General features: G+C 60.7%; 13 protein-coding genes. 10 read left to right on the forward strand and 3 right to left on the reverse strand.

What is annotated here, in order from left to right; all coding sequences use genetic code 11:
* The first annotated feature begins 6 nt into the window (after positions 1-6).
* Positions 7-3,195: an isoleucine--tRNA ligase gene (gene ileS / locus BJP07_RS03270; protein WP_071566056.1), complete on the forward strand. Its 3,189-nt coding sequence runs from the start codon at positions 7-9 to the stop codon at positions 3,193-3,195.
* Between the two features lie 6 nt (positions 3,196-3,201).
* Positions 3,202-4,587: a DNA polymerase IV gene (locus tag BJP07_RS03275; RefSeq protein ID WP_071566057.1), complete on the forward strand. Its 1,386-nt coding sequence runs from the start codon at positions 3,202-3,204 to the stop codon at positions 4,585-4,587.
* Here the strand turns inward: BJP07_RS03275 and BJP07_RS03280 are convergent.
* Complete coding sequence (locus BJP07_RS03280; RefSeq protein ID WP_071566058.1) at positions 4,576-5,487, reverse strand: asparaginase; 912 nt, start codon at positions 5,485-5,487, stop codon at positions 4,576-4,578. The two genes, BJP07_RS03275 and BJP07_RS03280, sit on opposite strands and share 12 nt — an antisense overlap.
* Positions 5,488-5,617: 130 nt before the next feature.
* On the opposite strand from BJP07_RS03280, the gene BJP07_RS03285 reads away from it, so the two are divergent.
* A complete protein-coding gene (locus BJP07_RS03285) occupies positions 5,618-6,208 on the forward strand; it encodes a hypothetical protein (protein WP_177222510.1) in 591 nt (196 codons plus the stop codon).
* 1 nt (position 6,209) lies between these two features.
* On the opposite strand, the gene BJP07_RS03290 is transcribed toward BJP07_RS03285, so the two are convergent.
* Together BJP07_RS03290 and BJP07_RS03295 are read right to left on the reverse strand one after the other, a co-directional pair.
* The gene (locus BJP07_RS03290) at positions 6,210-7,907 is read right to left on the reverse strand and encodes an ABC-F family ATP-binding cassette domain-containing protein (protein WP_071566059.1); all 1,698 of its coding nucleotides are present in this window, start codon (positions 7,905-7,907) and stop codon (positions 6,210-6,212) included.
* A 33-nt stretch (positions 7,908-7,940) separates the two neighbouring features.
* Entirely contained in the window at positions 7,941-8,906 is a 966-nt protein-coding gene (locus BJP07_RS03295) for a DUF6263 family protein (RefSeq protein WP_071566060.1), read from the reverse strand.
* A 42-nt stretch (positions 8,907-8,948) separates the two neighbouring features.
* Here BJP07_RS03295 and lspA point away from each other — a divergent pair, with 42 nt between their 5' ends.
* The 7 genes from lspA to dnaE all read left to right on the forward strand — a co-directional run bounded on the left by lspA (position 8,949) and on the right by dnaE (position 18,493).
* Positions 8,949-9,461 carry a signal peptidase II gene (gene lspA / locus BJP07_RS03300; protein ID WP_071566061.1) on the forward strand — a complete coding sequence of 171 codons (513 nt, stop codon included), beginning with the start codon at positions 8,949-8,951 and terminating at the stop codon, positions 9,459-9,461.
* A 2-nt stretch (positions 9,462-9,463) separates the two neighbouring features.
* Complete coding sequence (locus BJP07_RS03305) at positions 9,464-10,396, forward strand: RluA family pseudouridine synthase (protein WP_071566062.1); 933 nt, start codon at positions 9,464-9,466, stop codon at positions 10,394-10,396.
* Positions 10,389-10,937, forward strand: a complete 549-nt coding sequence (locus BJP07_RS03310) for a hypothetical protein (RefSeq protein ID WP_071566063.1) — start codon at positions 10,389-10,391, stop codon at positions 10,935-10,937. Before BJP07_RS03305 ends, BJP07_RS03310 begins: the two co-directional genes overlap by 8 nt.
* Positions 10,938-11,067: 130 nt before the next feature.
* Positions 11,068-12,684: an efflux RND transporter periplasmic adaptor subunit gene (locus tag BJP07_RS03315; RefSeq protein ID WP_071566064.1), complete on the forward strand. Its 1,617-nt coding sequence runs from the start codon at positions 11,068-11,070 to the stop codon at positions 12,682-12,684.
* Between the two features lie 198 nt (positions 12,685-12,882).
* Positions 12,883-13,596 (forward strand): ABC transporter ATP-binding protein, encoded by a 714-nt coding sequence (locus tag BJP07_RS03320; protein WP_071566364.1) that lies wholly within the window; start codon positions 12,883-12,885, stop codon positions 13,594-13,596.
* Entirely contained in the window at positions 13,593-14,873 is a 1,281-nt protein-coding gene (locus BJP07_RS03325; RefSeq protein ID WP_071566065.1) for an ABC transporter permease, read from the forward strand. Before BJP07_RS03320 ends, BJP07_RS03325 begins: the two co-directional genes overlap by 4 nt.
* A 56-nt stretch (positions 14,874-14,929) precedes the next feature.
* Positions 14,930-18,493, forward strand: coding sequence for a DNA polymerase III subunit alpha (gene dnaE, locus BJP07_RS03330; RefSeq protein ID WP_071566066.1), 3,564 nt, complete (start codon positions 14,930-14,932; stop codon positions 18,491-18,493).
* The last annotated feature ends 77 nt before the right edge of the window (positions 18,494-18,570 follow it).

Below are 18,570 nucleotides of genomic sequence, written 5' to 3' on the forward strand. Positions count from 1 at the left end.
ACCGAGATGAGTAAGGTCGGAAGCGTCTACCCGAAGGTAGATCTGACCGGGGGAAGTACCGCGTTCCCAAAGATGGAGGAGCAGGTACTGAAGTACTGGAACGAAGACGATACGTTCCAGGCATCGCTGAAGCAGCGCGAAGACTGTGAAGAATATGTGTTTAACGACGGCCCTCCGTTCGCAAACGGTTTGCCGCACTACGGGCACCTGCTGACCGGCTATGTCAAGGACATCGTTCCGCGTTACCGTACGATGGCGGGCTACTACGTCCCTCGTGTGTTCGGTTGGGACTGCCACGGTTTGCCTGCTGAGCTTGAGGCGGAGAAGCAGCTCGGCATCAAGGATAAGGCCGAAATCGAGAACATGGGTCTGGCGCAGTTTAACCAGTACTGCGCAAAGTCCGTGATGCACTATGCCGATGAGTGGAAAGAGTACGTGACTCGCCAGGCTCGTTGGGTTGACTTTGATAACGGCTACAAGACGATGGAGCTTCCGTACATGGAGTCCGTCATTTGGGCATTTAAGACGCTGTATGACAAGGGCTTGATCTACCAGGGTTTCCGCGTGCTGCCGTACTCGTGGGCGGAGCACACGCCGCTGTCGAACCAGGAAACGCGCCTGGATGACTCCTACCGCGACCGCCAGGATCCGACGGTGACGGTGACTATGCCGTTTACCGGTGGGCGCGAGGGCTTTGCGGCCGCGGAGACGTGGGCGAAGCATCCTGAGCTGCACGACGCAGCCGCGATTGCCTGGACCACCACGCCGTGGACGTTGCCATCGAACTTGGCGCTCGCGGTCCACCCGGAGGTTGAATACTCGTTGGTCCGTGTGGGGGCGGACGGTGAGGAAGCGGTCGTCGGCAAGAAGTTGCTGTTGGCGAGCGAGCTGATCGGCGCGTACGCGAAGGAGCTGGGTGAGGAGCACGAGGTCGTTGCGACCTTCAAGGGCGCTGAGCTCGAGGGCCTGGAGTATGAGCCGGTTTTCGACTACTTCCGTGACCAAGAAAACGCATTCATGGTGCTGAACGCGGACTACGTCACCACTGAGGACGGTACGGGTGTTGTCCACCAAGCCCCGGCCTTCGGTGAAGACGATATGTTCACCTGCCAGGAGTACGGCATCGATCTGGTCATCCCGGTCGACGCGGATGGCAAGTTCACCTCGCTTGTGCCGGAGTACGCAGGCAAGCTGGTGTTTGACGCGAACCGTGACATCATCCGCGACCTTCGTGCCAAGCAGCGCGTTGTCCGCGATCAGACGATCGTCCACTCGTACCCGCACTCGTGGCGCTCGGGCGAGCCGCTGATCTATATGGCGCTGCCAGCGTGGTTCGTGAAGGTCACGGAGTTCCGCGATCGCATGGTAGAGCTGAACCAGGAGATTGACTGGATCCCATCCCACATCCGTGACGGCCAGTTCGGCAAGTGGCTGGAAGGCGCGCGTGATTGGAACATTTCTCGAACCCGTTACTGGGGCTCGCCCGTGCCGGCGTGGGTGTCGGACAACCCCGAGTATCCGCGCGTGGATGTGTATGGTTCGCTTGATGAGCTGGAGAAGGATTTCGGTGTTCGTCCGAAGTCGCTGCACCGTCCAGACATTGATGAGCTGGTCCGCCCGAACCCGGACGATCCGACTGGTAAGTCGATGATGCGCCGCGTGTCAGACGTGTTGGACTGCTGGTTTGATTCTGGTTCTATGCCGTTCGCGCAGTACCACTACCCATTCGAGAACGTCGAGGAGCACGACGCTCGTCAGCCTGCGGACTTCATCGTGGAATACTCGGGCCAGTCGCGAGGCTGGTTCTACGTGCAGCATGTCTTGGCGACGGCACTCTTCGATCGCCCCGCGTACAAGAAGGTCGTGGCGCACGGCATCGTGTTGGGCAACGATGGCCTGAAGATGTCGAAGTCGAAGGGCAACTATCCGAACGTCAACGAGGTCTTTGACCGCGATGGTTCCGACGCGATGCGTTGGTTCCTGATGTCCTCGCCAATCCTGCGCGGCGGCAACCTGATCGTGACGGAGCAGGGCATCCGTGAGGGCGTGCGCCATGCGTTGCTGCCGATCTGGAACGCGTACACGTTCCTGCAGTTGTACTCCTCCGAGGAAGCGAAGTTCAGCGTGGATTCGCAGGATGTGCTGGACCGCTACATCCTTGCGAAGACACATGACCTTGTGGCTGCGGTGAAGTCCGCGCTTGACGACACCCGCATTGCGGATGCGTGCGACGAGGTCCGCCGGTTCGCTGACTCCCTGACGAACTGGTACGTGCGCCGTTCGCGTGATCGTTTCTGGGCAGGCCAGGAGGAGCACCCTGAGGCGTTCGACACGCTGTACACGGTGCTGGAGATCCTGACCCGTGTGACGGCGCCACTCCTGCCGTACATCAGTGAGGTCATTTGGCGAGGCCTGACCGGTGGCCGCTCGGTGCACCTGGCGGACTTCCCGTCCGCGGACGCCATCCCTGCGGACCCTGAGCTGGTCAGCGCGATGGATGCTACCCGCGCCGTGTGTTCTGCGGCGTCCTCGGTGCGTAAGTCGAAGAAGCTGCGTAACCGTCTGCCGCTGCCGAAGCTCACCGTGGCCCTGGCTGGCTCGGAGCAGCTGAAGGACTTCGCATCCGTCATTAAGGATGAGGTCAACGTGAAGGAGGTTGCGCTGACCGACGACGTCGACTCGGTTGGCTCCTTCGAGGTTGTGGTCAACGCAAAGGTTGCTGGTCCGAAGCTGGGCCGTGACGTGCAGCGCGCGATCAAGAACGTCAAGGCTGGCAACTACGTGCGTGAAGGCGACAACGTTGTTGTTGACGGCGACATCGTGCTCACACCGGAGCTCTACACCGAGCGCCTGGTGGCAGAAGACCCGACGAGCACCGCCAGGGTCGATGCGAATGATGATGTGGTCGGCCTGGTCGTGCTTGACACGGAACTGACTGAGGAGCTCGAAGCCGAAGGCTGGGCGGCTGACGTCATTCGTGGTTTGCAGGACGCGCGCAAGAAGGAAGGCTACGAAGTCTCTGACCGCATCGCGGTGAAGCTGTGCGTTCCGGCAGACAAGGTCGAGTGGGTGCAGCGCCATGCTGAGCACATCGCGCATGAGACACTCGCGACATCCTTCGACGTCGTCGAGACGCTCGATGGCGATCTTCACACGATTCACGACGGTGTGAGCGCAGCGATTGCGAAACAGTAGGTCGCTATGAAACGTTGGGTCCTGCACATCGACATGGATGCGTTCTACGCATCCTGCGAGCAGCTCACACGCCCAACGTTACGCGGACGCCCCGTCCTTGTTGCTGGTGTCAACGGGCGGGGCGTTGTCGCGGGCGCAAGCTACGAAGCCCGCAAATACGGGGCGCGTTCCGCAATGCCGACACATCAAGCAGCGAAGCTGGTGGGTCCGCGTGCGGTACTCGTTGCCCCGCGACGCCCGGTGTACAAAGTGGCGTCGCAACGAGTGTTTGAAATTATTGAGCGCAACGTCAGCATTGTGGAGCAACTTTCCATTGATGAAGCGTTCTTGGAGCCCGAGGAGCTCGTGGGCGCGGACCCAGAGACCGTTCGGGAATGGGCCGAGGAGCTACGTGCTCAGATCAAAGAGGAGACTGGCCTGCCGAGCTCGATTGGGGCGGGGAGCGGCAAGCAGTACGCGAAGATCGGCTCTGGGCTAGCGAAGCCTGACGGGGTATACACTTTGCCGCATGAACAGCAGGAATCGCTGCTGCACCCGTTGAATGTGAATGAGCTTTGGGGTGTTGGGCCGGTCACGGAGGCGAAGCTTGCGCAGGCCGGGATTGAAACGATTGGGGACTTCGCGGCGTTGAGCGAAAAGGAGGTCGATATTGCGCTCGGAGGGGTCGTCGCGAAGCAATTGTGGCAGCTGGCGCGCGGGCACGATGATCGCCCGGTTGCGCCACGCGCCGTGGCGAAGCAGATTTCCTCCGAGCACACCTTCCCGCACGACCTGACTACCGTGGCTGAAGTCGACGCTGCAGTGGAGCGTGCCGCGGAGGAGTCGCACCGCCGATTGCTGAAAGATGGGCGTGGAGCACGCACCGTGACGGTGAAGCTGCGGATGGCAGACTTCCGCATCGAATCGCGGTCAGCGACGCTGCCGTACGCCACCGACGACGCCGAAACGCTGCGCGCGACGGCATTTCGCATCGTGCGATATCCGGATGAGGTAGGCCCGATTCGGCTCGTGGGTGTGTCTTATTCGGGGTTGGAAGACGCGCTGCAGGACGTGCTCTTTCCGGAGCTGGATCAGGAGATTGTCCGGCCCGTACCAGCTGACAGTGACTACGAGTCAGGGGTTAGCGACCACGTAGCCAGCAGCGATATCGCGGTCGAGCTTTATGACGGCCCCACCAGCGGAGTATGGCGCGCGACCCAGGACGTCTACCACGAAGAATATGGCCATGGCTGGGTCCAGGGCGCGGGCAAAGGCTGGGTGAGTGTGCGTTTTGAAACGCGCGCTACAGGCCCAGGCAAGGTGCACACGCTGCGTATCGACGACCCCAAACTCCAGCCAGGCGACCCAGTGGATTCACTCGCGTGGCAGGATTGGCTCGAATCAGAACACTGACGCCGGATCTACGCCGTTAGCTAGCGCTGTCGCGAGAGCGATGCGTGCCTGACCGGCGCGTAGGAAACCAGCAGCGATCGCACCTCGAGAGCCGAGGGTCGCACCACCGCCTGCGCCACCGTATGCGAATGTGACTTCGCCGTAGGGGACCGAACTGGTGATGACAACAGGGATACCGAGCCTGAGCACGCGGGCGATCGCTGCCCCCATGCCGGGACCGACGTTGCCGGAGCCAAGCGCCTCGATCACGATGCCGTCCGGGTTTGAGCTGGCAATAGCGTCGACAATGTCTCCCTCCGCGCCGGGCCAGGCGCGCAGGATGGGGATACGAAGATCCGCCAAGGAGGCGCGGCCGAGCGCTGCGGGGCGAGGGAGTGGGCGCCCGCTGCTCAGCGCGAACGCGTCGAGAGCGTGGGTATCACGCTTGAGTAGGCCGCGCGCAGGCAGGGTTGCGCCACCGAAGTGGAGGAGGACGCCGTTGTTGCGGCGGAGCGGATCTGCGGCGACGGCAATTGCGCTTGCGAGGTTTCCAGGACCGTCAGGGTGTTGGTGGTCGGCCGCGTGTTGTGCGCCGGTGAGCACGATTGGGCGGGGGTCGTCGTGCACGATGTCGAGCGCGAATGCGGTCTCTGCCATGGAGTCGGTGCCGTGGCTCATCACAATCCCGCGGATCTGCGGATCTTGTAGTGCTTTCGCAGTGAGGGAGCGAAGCTTGTCGAGGTCAGCGAACGTGATCGCTGACGAGTCAAGGCGCAGCGCGTCGTGTACTCGGACGGACTCGGCGGTGCCACTGGAGCGAACAAGTTCTTCAGCGTTGAGGGTGGGCACGAGGGCGCCGTCGGCGTCTGCGGTACATGCGATAGTGCCGCCGGTGGCGATGAGTAGTACGAAAGGTTCCATAATCTACAGCGTGCCAGAGTGGCGTATTGGTGCCGAGGTGGAAACGCCGGTAACGTTGGCAAGGTTAGAGCGGTGTTGGCTCGCAACCTGCGACCGTGAGCCGCTGAGGACAATGCTTCAAGGAGAAATCGTGAAAGCAGCACCGATCGTAGCCGTCGCCACCGCGCTGGGCCTCGGGCTTGGCATGAGCGCATGCTCTGGTGACAACGGCCAGGACACCACCGCGACCACGGCGACGCAGGCCACCAGCGAGTCCGTCGCGCCCGCCGCGCAGCAACCAACCGCTGAAGAACTCAACGCAGTGCTCATGCGCGCAACCGATGCAAGCGTGCCGATCGAAGAGCGCGTGAACACGGTCCAGGGTGGAGAAAACGTCCCTGAGCTGTTCGACGTGATGGCGCAGTCCCAAGAGGAGTCCGGCGCGAACTTCCAGGTCGTGCCTCCTGTACTTCCTGGCTACACCCCGGACACGGTGTTGGCAACGGTGAGTTTCACCCGTCCTGACTCGCAGCCACAGCTGGCAGAAGACGTCGAGTTCGTCTTCGAAGACGGCGTGTGGAAGCTTTCCCAGGTGTGGGCGTGCACCCTGATCAACAACACGCTGCCACCAGAGCAGGTGCCAGAAATGTGCATGAGCTCGGCCCCGCAGCCGGCCGCGCCGGCTGAAGAACAGCCAGGTGAGCAGCCTGCGGAAGAGTACCAGCAGGCCCCGAACCTCTAAGCTACTGCTTATCCGCGCGCCAGAGCTCCTCTGTCCATAGTGTTGCCAGAGTGAGAGTTCTGGCGCGCGCGTCTTTCTTAGCCTGGCGTTCGTGCCACTGGCGGCGCACCCAGCGGTCGTGGCTGGTGATAACGACGGTGCCTTCGAATTCGAGGAGCGCATGCTCGAGCTCCTCGGCGAGTGCGAGCGAGAGGTGGTTTGTCGGCTCGTCGAGCAGCAGTAGGTCCGGCGGGCACGCTAGGATGATGCCGAGTGAGACTCGGCGACGCTGGCCGAGCGAGAGGTCGTCGAGCTTCTTCGCCGCCTGCTCCTCGGTCATCAAGCCCATTTCTACGAGGTCTGGCACACCGTTTGGGGTGAGCTCCGCGAATACTTCGGCAGCGGTTTTGTCGAGGTCAGTCCACGAGTCATCCTGTTCGAGGCGTGCGACGGTCATCTCCTCCGGCATGATGATTTCGCCCTCGTAGTCGTGCAGCTGGCCGTCGATAATTTTCAGCAGGGTGGATTTACCGGATCCGTTTGGGCCCTCGACAAGTAGCTGCTGGCCGGGCTGCACTTTGATGCTCAATGGGGCGAGACGGTCCGGAACCGAAAGGTTCTGGGTGACCAGTGCCGGGAGGCCTAGTGAGGTTGCAGTGTGCGGTGGGAGCCCACGGAAGCGCAGCCGTGCCGGTGGCTCCGGGATCTCCGTTCGCTCCAGCGCCTCTAAGCGTTGCGACGCCGAGCGCCTGCGGTTGCCCACCGTTTTCGCCGCGCGGTCTGCCTGGTACTTTGCCGCCATGCGTATATCGGAGGAGGCTTCCTGCTTGTGGAAGATGTCCTCGCCGGTTTGCTCGGCGGCCTTCTCGAGCCGAGCGCGTTCGTGCTCTTGCGCTGCGTAGTCGCTTTCCCAGCGGCGCCGCCGGTCCTCGCGGGCCTTGAGGTAGTCGCTGAACGCGCCGCGGTAGCGGGTGCCCTGGCGAGTCTCCTCGCCGAAGCCACCCTCCGCGCCAAGGCCAGGGTCGAGGTCGACGATGCCGTCACAGGAGGTATCGAGAAAGTAGCGGTCGTGCGATGCCGCGAGCACCGGCCCCTTGAATGCGTCGAGCTCTCCGATGAGGAAGTCGACGGCTTCGTCGTCGAGGTGGTTGGTTGGCTCGTCGAGCACCATCGCGTCCACCGGGTGCAGGAGCAGCGTGGCCAGCGCGAAACGGCGGCGCTGCCCGCCGGACATCTCGCCTAGTGGGGTGGCCAGGTCCACGTTGGCAAGACCCAGGCCAGCTAATACGGTGGCGATGCGCGCATCCAGCTCCCACACTCCGGAGTTTTCCGCGCGTGACAACGCCCGGTCATATGCTTCGGCGGCCTCCTGGTCATCTGGGTTGTCGACCATACGCTGCGCAAAGGTTGAGATGTCTTCCTCGACAGCACGAAGTTCCTTGACTGCTTCGTCGATCAGTGATTGGGCAGGCTCACTAAACGGCAGTGATGTTTCTTGCGGGATGAAGCCCGTGATCGGCGGAGTGATGAGCACACCCGCGTCGGGCTTTAGCTCACCTGAGATGATGCCGAGCAGCGTCGATTTGCCTGCGCCGTTCTCTCCAATGAGACCGGTCACAGATCCGGATGGCACCGCGAAAGAAATGTCGGTAAGGACGCGGTGTCCGCCCGGGTACGAAAACGATATGCCGTCAAGGCCGATATGGAGTGGGGCAGTCATGGGATGTTCCTCGTGATCAAATGTGGGCGTCTCTTATACGTTATAGTCCACAATGCTGGTGGTGTCTTGGGCCACACGGGTATCGGCTTCGTCACTGCCGTAGACAAGTCGCGTTGCGGTGAGCACGGACCCACCTACAGGAAGAGGTGCATGTAGGTCTACCTTCAGTGTGCCCTCCGAGTGCGTCGTGTTGCTGACGACGTGCAATGTCGTGCCGTTGAGCACACCAGCAACCTCATTATCAATCGTGATGGAGCGCTTCAGCGGGCGTTCCTGCACATCTACTTTCAGCTCGAGCGTTGTGTCCTGCGCTGATTCGAGTGTGTACGTGGTGGTCCGCAGCATGTCCGAGGCGCCGATGCCGCGCTGCTCGACCTTCCAAGACCCGCCCACGCCGACCGGCTCCTCCGGGAAGACGACCTGCCACGACAGCAGCTCGAGCAGGTTGCGCTCAGCGATGGCGCGGCCTTCCTCATCGGAATCTACTGCGGGAAGGAGCTGCACCGCAGAGACTGCGCCCTGAGGGTCGGCGTGCCAACGCATCTGGAAGCCCTCGTTCGAGGCCAAACGGTTTTGCACCTCTAGGTCGGAGTGTTCGATGCTTTCCGCGACAAGGTCCACCTGGCGTGGGGCATTGTTGTCGCTGTCTTCGAAGGTGTGCGTCGATAAGGCGAACGTGACTGTATCGCGCTCGTGCTCACGCGCAACGACAGGCTCTGAGTCCTCCTGCGCCGCAGGATGCTGTGTGATTGCCCGCGACAGCGATACCCGCTGTGGCTTGGCATCTTCGGCAGATGCGGAACCGCCCGACGCGTACTCCCATTTCTGTGGATCCTGTCCCTGCGAAAGCACCTGGATGACGGGTGCCTCGACGGCAAACGCGGGAATCTCAGCGAAAGGATCCGGTTCTTCGGCACCGCACGCGGTCAGCGCGAGAGCCACGTCGGTGATCGCGAGGGGGACAAACAGTGAGCGTTTGAGATGAGCGGAGTACAACACAACTTCACAAGCTACAGCATTTGCATACTACAGTTATCTGCGATGGGTAATACGAAAGAATCACGCCTGAGCGATGAAGCGCCAGCGAAGCGCCGGTCGCTCGGGGTCGTTGTTGGCGTTATGCTCGCGGTCGCAGCAGCGGATCAAATAGTCAAGCAGATCATGGTGGCATCGTTGACGCCTGGAGTGCCTGTTCCGGTCATCGGAGATTGGGCACGTCTGTATTTGCTGTTCAATCCCGGCGCAGCGTTTTCGATGGGGCAGAATTCGACCTGGCTGTTCACAACCATCCAGCTTGCGTTTGTCGTCGGTGCGTTGATGTACGCCCCACGCCTTGCTGGCAGGTGGGAGACATTGGGGGTGGCGCTGATCGCTGGCGGGGCGCTCGGCAACCTCATCGATAGGCTTGCGCGCGAGCCTGGCTTTTGGTTCGGCCATGTCGTTGACTACATCTCCATTGGCTCGTTTGCGGTGTTCAACCTTGCCGACGCCGCCATCACTATCGGCGTGGCCGTCGTCGTCATCTGGATGTTTGCAAAGGAGGCTCGGTCGTGAGTATGGGGTTTCGTGCGCTTCCGGTGCCTGAAGGGCTGTCGGGGATGCGTGTCGATGCTGCCATCGCAAAGCTCTTTGGTGTCTCGCGCAGCGTTGCTGCAGGAATGATCGTCGACGGCAATGTGCTTATCGACGCCGCCCCAGTACAGAAATCTGATCGTGTTACCGCGGGCTCCATGCTGGAGGCGACGCTGCCACCGCCGAAGCGTGCACCGGAACCAGTGGCCGATCACGTTGACGGCCTCGAAGTGATTTACCAGGACGCGGACGTCATCGCGGTGGACAAGCCGGTAGGCGTTGCTGCCCACCCAACACTGGGTTGGGAGGGACCCACCGTGGTCGGTGGGTTACAGGCGATGGGGTTTACGCTGCCCGACGCTGGTCCCCCGGAGCGTAAAGGGATCGTGCAGCGTTTGGATGTCGGGACGTCCGGTGTGATGGTCGTTGCCAATAGCGTGCGGGGCTATTCGGTGCTCAAGCGTGCGTTCAAAGAGCGGACCGTCCATAAGACGTACCACGCCGTGGTGCAAGGGCTGCCGGATCCGATCGTAGGGACGATTGACGCGCCGATTGGCCGGCACCCCTCAGCTGGGTGGAAATTCGCCGTCACCGCGGATGGGCGCCAAAGCGTTACCCACTACGAAGTTCTCGAGGCGTTTCGCCAGGCGAGTCTGCTCGAGGTGCACCTGGAAACCGGGCGTACACATCAGATTCGTGTCCATATGTCTTCTGTCGGGCACCCGTGCGTCGGCGATCCAATGTATGGGTGTGACCCGAATTTGGCCGCGAAACTTGAGCTGCACCGCCAATGGCTCCATGCGACCAGTTTGACGTTTGACCACCCAAGCACCGGAAAACCGATGACGGTGGAATCCTCCTACCCCGACGACCTGCAGCACGCGGTGGACATGCTGCGATCTGCGAACCGTGGATAACTCAGCGCAGGGGCTGCGGGCCGTAATCTCTGTGCTGCTCGTCGGCGCTGTGCTTTACGGAGGCTGCTACCTTGTTGGCGTCACTCACCCACCCACGCAACCAGTGCTGCAGGGGGACGCTCTGGGGGCAGAACCGGGCGAGACTGCGCCGGAGTATGCGGCGCGTGCGCGACAGAGCCTTGATGAAGCTGCGCAGGAAAGCAAGCAGGCTCACTTCGCGCTTGTAGCGTTTAGCCACCCTTTGGGTCCCGACCAAGCAGACTCAGTACTGCGCCGGCTGGGCCGTGTCAGTGCTTTGTTCACCGAGGAGGGTGTCACCCCGGTTGGGGAACCTGCGCCGGGAGTGTCACGCGTTGCAATATTCCGAGGAGTTTCGGAGCATATTTACGGCGCGGTCGTCTACGACACTGTTGCGCATTTGGCTGATGTGAATAATGTGGATGGTGTGGTTGCTGTAGAAGTTTTGCCAGCTGACGCGGTATGGGGAGCATTTGCAATCCGGCCCGTAAGTTTCATAGACATACAAGGCGGGCGTGTATAGTTTTTCGGGATTGCACCTATACGCGCACCCAAATGATGCGCCGAAGACAACCCGAGGAGAGACATTGGTTTCCGACCCTGGAGTCAACGCCCGAAGCCCACAGCGTCAACGTTTTCCGAATTCGCGAATTGTGGGTGTCACGCTGGCTACGACCGCAGCGTTATTTGCGGCCTCGTGTGGCGCTATCGGCGGTGGTGATAACGGTGGGCACGATGGTTTGCTCGCCGGGGACTACACGATCGCTGCAGAGGAAAACCTCACCAACAGCATCGTCGTCAACGGCAACATTGCGCCGATTCGCTCAGTGAGCATCACAACACCGCTGCAGTCCGAGGTGGAACGGCTCGCAGTACAGCCCGGCGACCGCGTCGCGAAAGATCAGTTCTTGGTGCAGATGAACACCGACACGCTGCAGCGCCAACTTGCCAAGCAGGAAAAGCAGCAGGCGAGTGCCCAGGCAGAAGCGATGCAAGGCGTCGAGCAGGCCAAGAGCCAGCTCAACGCGTACGACCAGGCGATGGCAAACGGGTCTAATCCGGCTGTAGCGCAGGCGCAGGCCCAGGTGGATCAGGCGCAGGCGGCACTTGATGCCGCACTTGCCGCCCAGGGAGGCGCACGGATGATCGCTACGCCGAAGATCGCAGCGCACGTGCAGAAGATGGCGGGCGATTTGTCTTCCCGCCTGCCAGGTGGCTCTGGTCAGGGCATCCGCACGGCACCTCCTGCAGCGCCGGGCGCGCCGGGTGTGCCAGCCGCACCGGGCGCCCCAGGCGGCGGTCAGGGTGCTGTTCCCATGCTGAGCGTGGAGCAGGCTCGAGCTGCCCTCCAGGAAGCACAGGCCGCGTTGCAGGCCGCCAAGGCGCAAGCCGGGCAGGAACGCCAACAGTTGCAGGCGCAGGTCGACTCCGCGTGGCGTGCAGCGGAGAACGCTTCAGCCGCTGACGACGACGGCACACTGCAGCTCCAGGTGCAGGAGGCGACGATTAACGCACCGATGGCGGGCGTTGTTACCAACGTTGACGTACAGGTCGGCGATATTCCGCAGGGCAGGGTCCTCGGCATCGCCGACGACTCGCGCCTGCTGATCCGCGCGAGCGTTCGCGAGGCAGATGTCCCGTCGATCAAGCAAGACAACCGCGTCGAGTTCACGTCGACTGCGACTGGCAAGAAGAAGTTCACTGGACGGGTGACGCGAGTTTCCCCGGTCGGTTCCACAGGTGCGAGTGCCGGTGGCGGGGCAGAGGCTGCAGCTGCAATGTCCGCAGGCGGCAGCGGTGGCGGGTCCTCGGTGATGTTCCCGGTTGAAATCGAAGTCACTGGTGACAAGGAAGGCCTGCTGCTTGGTGGTAGCGTGCGTGCGGAAATTATCACTGAAGAGGCGAAGAACTCCATCAACATCCCTCGTGACGCCGTCTATGAAGAGAACAAGGTCTTGGTGCTGGCAACCGAGAACCCTGGTGATACCAGCGGCGTCGTAGAAGAGCGTACCGTCAAGACCGGCGCGAAGAACGACGTCGACGTGGCTGTCACAGGAGGCGAGCTTAAGCCGGGGGACATCGTGATTAACTGGCCTGAAAACTTCAAGGACAAACTCGGCGACACTATCAAGGTGAACGACGAAAACTTCGATCCCGAGCAGGTAAAGAACGCCAAGGATAAGAAGCCGACGAGCAGCGCCGCTGCAACCACTCCGGCGACGTCGTCTGCAGCGCCGAAGTCCTCAACACCGGCTGAGAAGGAGGGCTAAGCGATGGCGCGGAACCCCTTCCGAAAGCACTCCAAAAAATCTGTTCATGACGACGCCACCGATGCCACCGACGCCGAGTTCGACGAGTTGTTTGAAGCAGAGACTGCTGAACCTCCGACTGCGGAATTCGGGACGCCGGAGGCTCAGCCCGTTGTGCAGGCGCATCCAGAACCTACTCCGCCTGCGGGGCAAGAAGCGATGTCGAAGAGTGGCTTACTCATCGATATGCGCCAGATTGTCAAAACATATAACGTCGGTGAGCCAAGCGAGCTGACTGTGCTGCACGGCATCGACTTTTATGCAGAGCAGGGCGAATTTGTCTCCATCGTCGGTCCATCCGGTTGTGGCAAGTCGACGCTGATGAATCTGGTTGGCATGCTTGATCGGCCGACCGACGGCGCGTATGCGTTCAACGGCGAGCCGGTGTACGCCAAGTCCGACAACGAGCTGGCTGCGTACCGCAGCCGAAACATCGGCTTCATCTTCCAGAACTTTAACCTGATCGGTCGAATCGACGCGCTGCAAAATGTGGCTATGCCAATGATGTATGCGGGCGTCGATAAGAAAGAGCGCGAGGAACGCGCCGCCGAACTTCTGGACATGATGGGCATGGGCGATCGCCTGCACCACAACCCGAACGAACTGTCGGGCGGGCAGAAGCAACGCGTGGCGATTGCCCGTAGCCTCGCCAACGACCCTGACTTGCTGCTCGCGGATGAGCCCACCGGCGCCCTTGACTCCAAGACTGGCCGCATGGTGATGGATCTCTTCCATGAGCTGCACGATGACCTTGGCAAAGCCATCGTATTCATCACGCATAACCCTGAGTTGGCTGAGGAGACCGGCCGCATTGTCGAGATGATGGACGGACGCATCGCGCAGGTACGTGCCCCGCTGGGGGCGAGATCATGAACGTAGGAGAGTCAATTAAGCTTGCCTCTTCGTCGCTTCGGAAGAATAAGCTTCGCTCGTTGCTGACGCTGTTAGGCATCATCATCGGCATCATGGCTGTGGTCATCATTATGACGCTCGGCCGTGGTTTGGAGCGTCAGGTGATGTCGGGGCTTGAAGGCGTCGGCACCACAACGCACCCAGTGATGGTGCATGAGCGCCCCAATGACGCAGATGAGTCCGAGGATCCCTTCGCGGCGTTTTCGTACGCGCCACCATCGGATGAGCGCGATGCGGTCACGCCCGAGCAACTAGATGAGCTGCGTCAGGCATTTGGGGACCGCATCCAGGGCGTGGACATCGACGTTTCCACGAGTGGGGAAGTGGTCTCCGATGACACAACTGTGTCCACGAACGTCAAGCCGGTGCTTGCAGACTCAATGAAGGTGCGAAACATCGAGGTGCAGTTCGGCCGCGAGATTTCCCAAGATGACATCGATGGGCACCGACCGCTCGCAGTCGTAAGCCCTTCGCTTATCGACGCCCTCTTCGACGGCAACGCCCAAGCTAGCTTGGGCAAGCGCATTGATGTGGTCGTCGACGGCCAACCGGCAGTGTTCACCATCGTGGGTGTGCTCGATGGCGAGGAAGATTCCCGCGGAGGCGGGATGTTTGGTGCCGCAGAGCAGTTTGCGGACATCTACATCCCGCTCACCGCTGCAGATCGCGTCGGTCTTGACGGCGACTGGTTCACCTCATTCTCAGTGCAATCGTCGCCGGATGAAGACGCGAAGACCTTCCAGGCGGACCTCCAACACTATATGGACCGCTGGTACGCCAATAACGAGGATTACACCATTGAGGTGGTGGATCTTTCGTCGAGCTTGGAAGAGCTTACGGGTGTATTCCGCATCATGTCGACAGTGCTCTCCGCGATCGGCGGTATTTCTCTGCTGGTCGGTGGCATCGGCGTGATGAACATCATGCTGATCACTGTCACCGAGCGCACACGGGAGATCGGCGTGCGCAAGGCGTTGGGTGCCAAGCAGAGCGATATCCGCACGCAGTTCATCGTCGAGGCGATGCTGGTGTGCCTGATCGGCGGCATTATTGGTGTGATTCTGGGCGGGGTGATCGGCATGATCGCGACAGCCGCGTTTGATGCTTTTACTTGGCCGCCTCTTGGAGCGGTCGTGCTTGCGCTCGGTTTTTCGTTGGCGACGGGCATCTTCTTCGGTGCTTACCCAGCCGCGAAGGCTGCAAAGATGCAGCCTATTGATGCTTTGCGCTACGAATAATTTCGCTGGTTGCTGGGCCTTTTGGCCATGTCGGAACTCTGGATAAGATGAGGCGCATGGCCAAAAAATCTTCCTTCGTTCACCTGCATAACCACACCGAGTTTTCGATGCTCGACGGCATGGCAAAAGTTGACATGTTGGCGGAGGAGGTCGTGCGCCAGGGCATGCCCGCAGTGGGCATGACTGACCACGGCAATATGTTCGGCTCGAACGCGTTTTACAGGCAGATGGTGGACGCGGGCGTGAAGCCGATCATTGGTATTGAGGCGTACTTGGCGCCGGAGTCGCGCCTGAATAAGAAGCGCGTGCTGTGGGGCACCCCCGACCAGAAGCGTGACGATGTTTCTGCGTCCGGTGCGTACTTGCACCAGACGATGCTGGCGGAGAACGCGGCGGGCCTGCGCAACCTCTTCAAGCTTTCGTCGCTCGCTTCCTACGAGGGGCAGCTCGGTAAGTGGCCGCGCATGGACGCGGAGCTGGTCGCCGAGCACGCCGACGGCATTATCGGCACGACCGGTTGCCCGTCGGGCGACGTGCAGACGCGCCTGCGCCTTGGCCAGTACAGGGAGGCGCTTGAAGCAGCAGCGATGTGGCAGGACATCTACGGTCGCGACAACTACTTCCTTGAGCTCATGGACCATGGCCTGGACATTGAGCAACGCGTGCGCAATGACTTGCTGCGCATTGGTAAGGAGCTTGACCTACCGCCGCTGGTGACGAATGACTGCCACTACGTCCTGGAATCCCAGGCGCCGGCGCACGAGGCCATGTTGTGTGTGCAGACTGGCAAGACGCTGATGGACCCGGACCGCTTCAAGTTTGACGGCACCGGCTACTACATCAAGACGGCCGAGCAGATGCGCGAGCTGTGGGACTCCACAGTGCCCGACGCATGCGACAACACGCTGTGGATCGCGGAGCGTGTCGGCGATTACAGCGAGCTCTGGGAGGAGCATCCGCACGATCGCATGCCGGTGGCCGACGTACCGGAGGGGGAGACCCCAACGACGTGGCTTCGCAAGGAAGTCATGCGCGGCCTGCAGGACCGATTCGAGGGGCGCGAGGTGCCCGAAGAGTACATTGAGCGCGCGAACTACGAAATCGACGTTATTGATATGAAGGGATACCCTTCCTACTTCCTCATCGTTGCTGAGCTGATTAAGCATGCCCGTGAGATTGGCATCCGTGTTGGTCCGGGACGTGGTTCTGCGGCGGGTGCGCTTGTGGCGTACGCGCTGACTATCACAAACATTGACCCGATGGAGCACGGTCTGCTCTTTGAGAGGTTCTTGAACCCGGAGCGCCCCTCGGCACCTGATATCGATATTGACTTCGACGATCGTCGCCGAGGCGAGATGATCACCTACGCTGCTGAGCGTTGGGGCGAGGACAAGATTGCCCAGGTGATCACCTTCGGCACGATTAAGACGAAGCAGGCGATTAAGGACTCTGCCAAGGTGAACTTCGGCCAGCCGGGATTCCAAATGGCGGACCGGATTAACGCGGCACTGCCGCCAGCGATCATGGCGAAGGACATTCCGCTGGCGGGTATCACGGACCCTGAGCACGCGCGCTACAACGAGGCGACTGAGGTGCGGTCGATGATTGAGACCGACCCGGATGTTGCCCGCATCTACGAGACCGCGCGTGGCTTGGAAGGCACTGTGCGCCAGGCAGGCGTGCACGCCTGTGCCGTGATTATGGCGTCGGTGCCACTGATGGACCACATCCCGATGTGGAAGCGGCCCGCTGATGGTGCGATTATCACAGGCTGGGATTACCCGGCATGTGAGGCCATCGGCCTGCTGAAGATGGACTTTCTTGGCCTGCGAAACCTTACCGTGCTTGGTGACGCCCTTGAGAACGTGGAGAAGAACCGCGGGGAGACGATCGACCTTGAGTCGCTCAGCACGGATGACCCAAACGTGTACGAGTTGCTCTCCCGCGGCGATACGCTAGGCGTGTTCCAGCTGGACTCGGGAGGTATGCAGGAGCTGCTCAAACGCATGGGTCCAACTGGGTTTAAGGACATTGTGGCGTCGCTGGCGCTGTATCGCCCGGGCCCGATGGGAATGAACGCCCACTGGGATTACGCGGACCGCAAGAACGGCCGCAAACCGATTACGGCTATCCACCCGGAGCTAGAAGAGCCACTGAAGGATATTCTCGACGAGACCTACGGGCTTATCGTGTACCAAGAGCAGATCATGGAGATCTCCCGAAAGGTCGCGAACTACACCGCTGGCGAGGCAGACGGTTTCCGTAAGGCCATGGGTAAGAAGAAACCTGAGGTGCTGGCGCAGCAGTACGAGAAGTTCTGGTCGGGGATGCAGGACAATGGCTACTCCAAGAGCGCAATGGATGCGCTGTGGCAGATTATTGAGCCGTTCGCCTCCTACGCATTTAACAAGTCGCACGCGGCGGGCTACGCGTTGGTGTCCTATTGGACGGCGTACATGAAGGCGAACTACACTGCTGAGTACATGGCGGCGCTGCTGACATCGGTGGGTGACAAGAAAGATAAATCAGCGATCTACCTTGCAGACTGCCGCCACCTTGGCATTTCCGTGCTCCAGCCGGACATCAACGCCTCCGAGGAGAACTTTATGGCTGTTGGTGAGGATGTACGCTACGGGCTTGCTGCTGTGCGTAATGTTGGTGCCGAAGTGGTCGAGTCGATTAAGGAAACTCGCCGCACGAAGGGTGAGTTTACGAGTTTCTCCGACTACTTGGACAAGATCGACCTGCTACCTTGCAACAAGCGAATCACTGAATCACTCATTAAGGCCGGTGCGTTCGACTCCCTGGGGCATCCCCGTAAGGGTTTGATGCTCATTCAGGAGGATGCCGTTGACTCGGTGTTGACCACTAAGAAGGCGGCTGACAAGGGGCAGTTTGACTTGTTTGCTTCCTTCGGTGGTGACGACACTGCCGCGGCCGATAATGCTTTCGCGCTGCAGATCCCGGATGATGAGTGGGACAAGAAGCATAAGCTCGCACTCGAGCGCGAGATGCTGGGCTTGTACGTTTCGGGCCACCCGCTTGATGGATTCGAGGAAGCGATTGACGCACAGACCGATACACAATTGACGACGATCCTCTCCGGAGAGCTCCGCAACGGTGCTGAGGTGACGATCGGTGGTCTGATCTCTTCGGTCGACCGACGCTTCTCAAAGAAGGACGGCTCGCCTTGGGCGATCGTCACGATCGAGGACCACCACGGTGCCTCTGTTGACGTGTTGCTGTTTAACAAGGTGTATTCGCTGGTTGCTCCGCAGATCGTGGAGGACAATATCATTCTGGTGAAGGCGCATGTCTCAATTCGTGACGAACGCATGAGTCTGTTTGGTGACGACGTCAAAACCCCGGAGCTCGGTCCTGGCAACGGCGCCGGGCTGCCATTGCGACTGACGCTTCGCACTGAACAATGCACGGTGGATAATATCCAGCGCTTGAAGGGCGTTCTTCAGAACAACCCAGGTGACTCGGATGTGTACCTCAATCTTGTCCATGGCGACGAGACACAGATGATGGTGCTGGGGGATCACCTGCGCGTGGAGCGTTCGGCGAGCTTGATGGGTGATTTGAAAGCGACAATGGGGATGGGAATCCTCGGTTAGTTGCATGAGGTGAATAAATACCCAATTGGCGAAATCTGCTTGGCTACACTCTGACGTTGGAATCAATACCAGTCAAG

The sequence above is a fragment of the Corynebacterium sp. NML130628 genome (assembly GCF_001875665.1).
Classification (GTDB): Bacteria; Actinomycetota; Actinomycetes; order Mycobacteriales; family Mycobacteriaceae; genus Corynebacterium.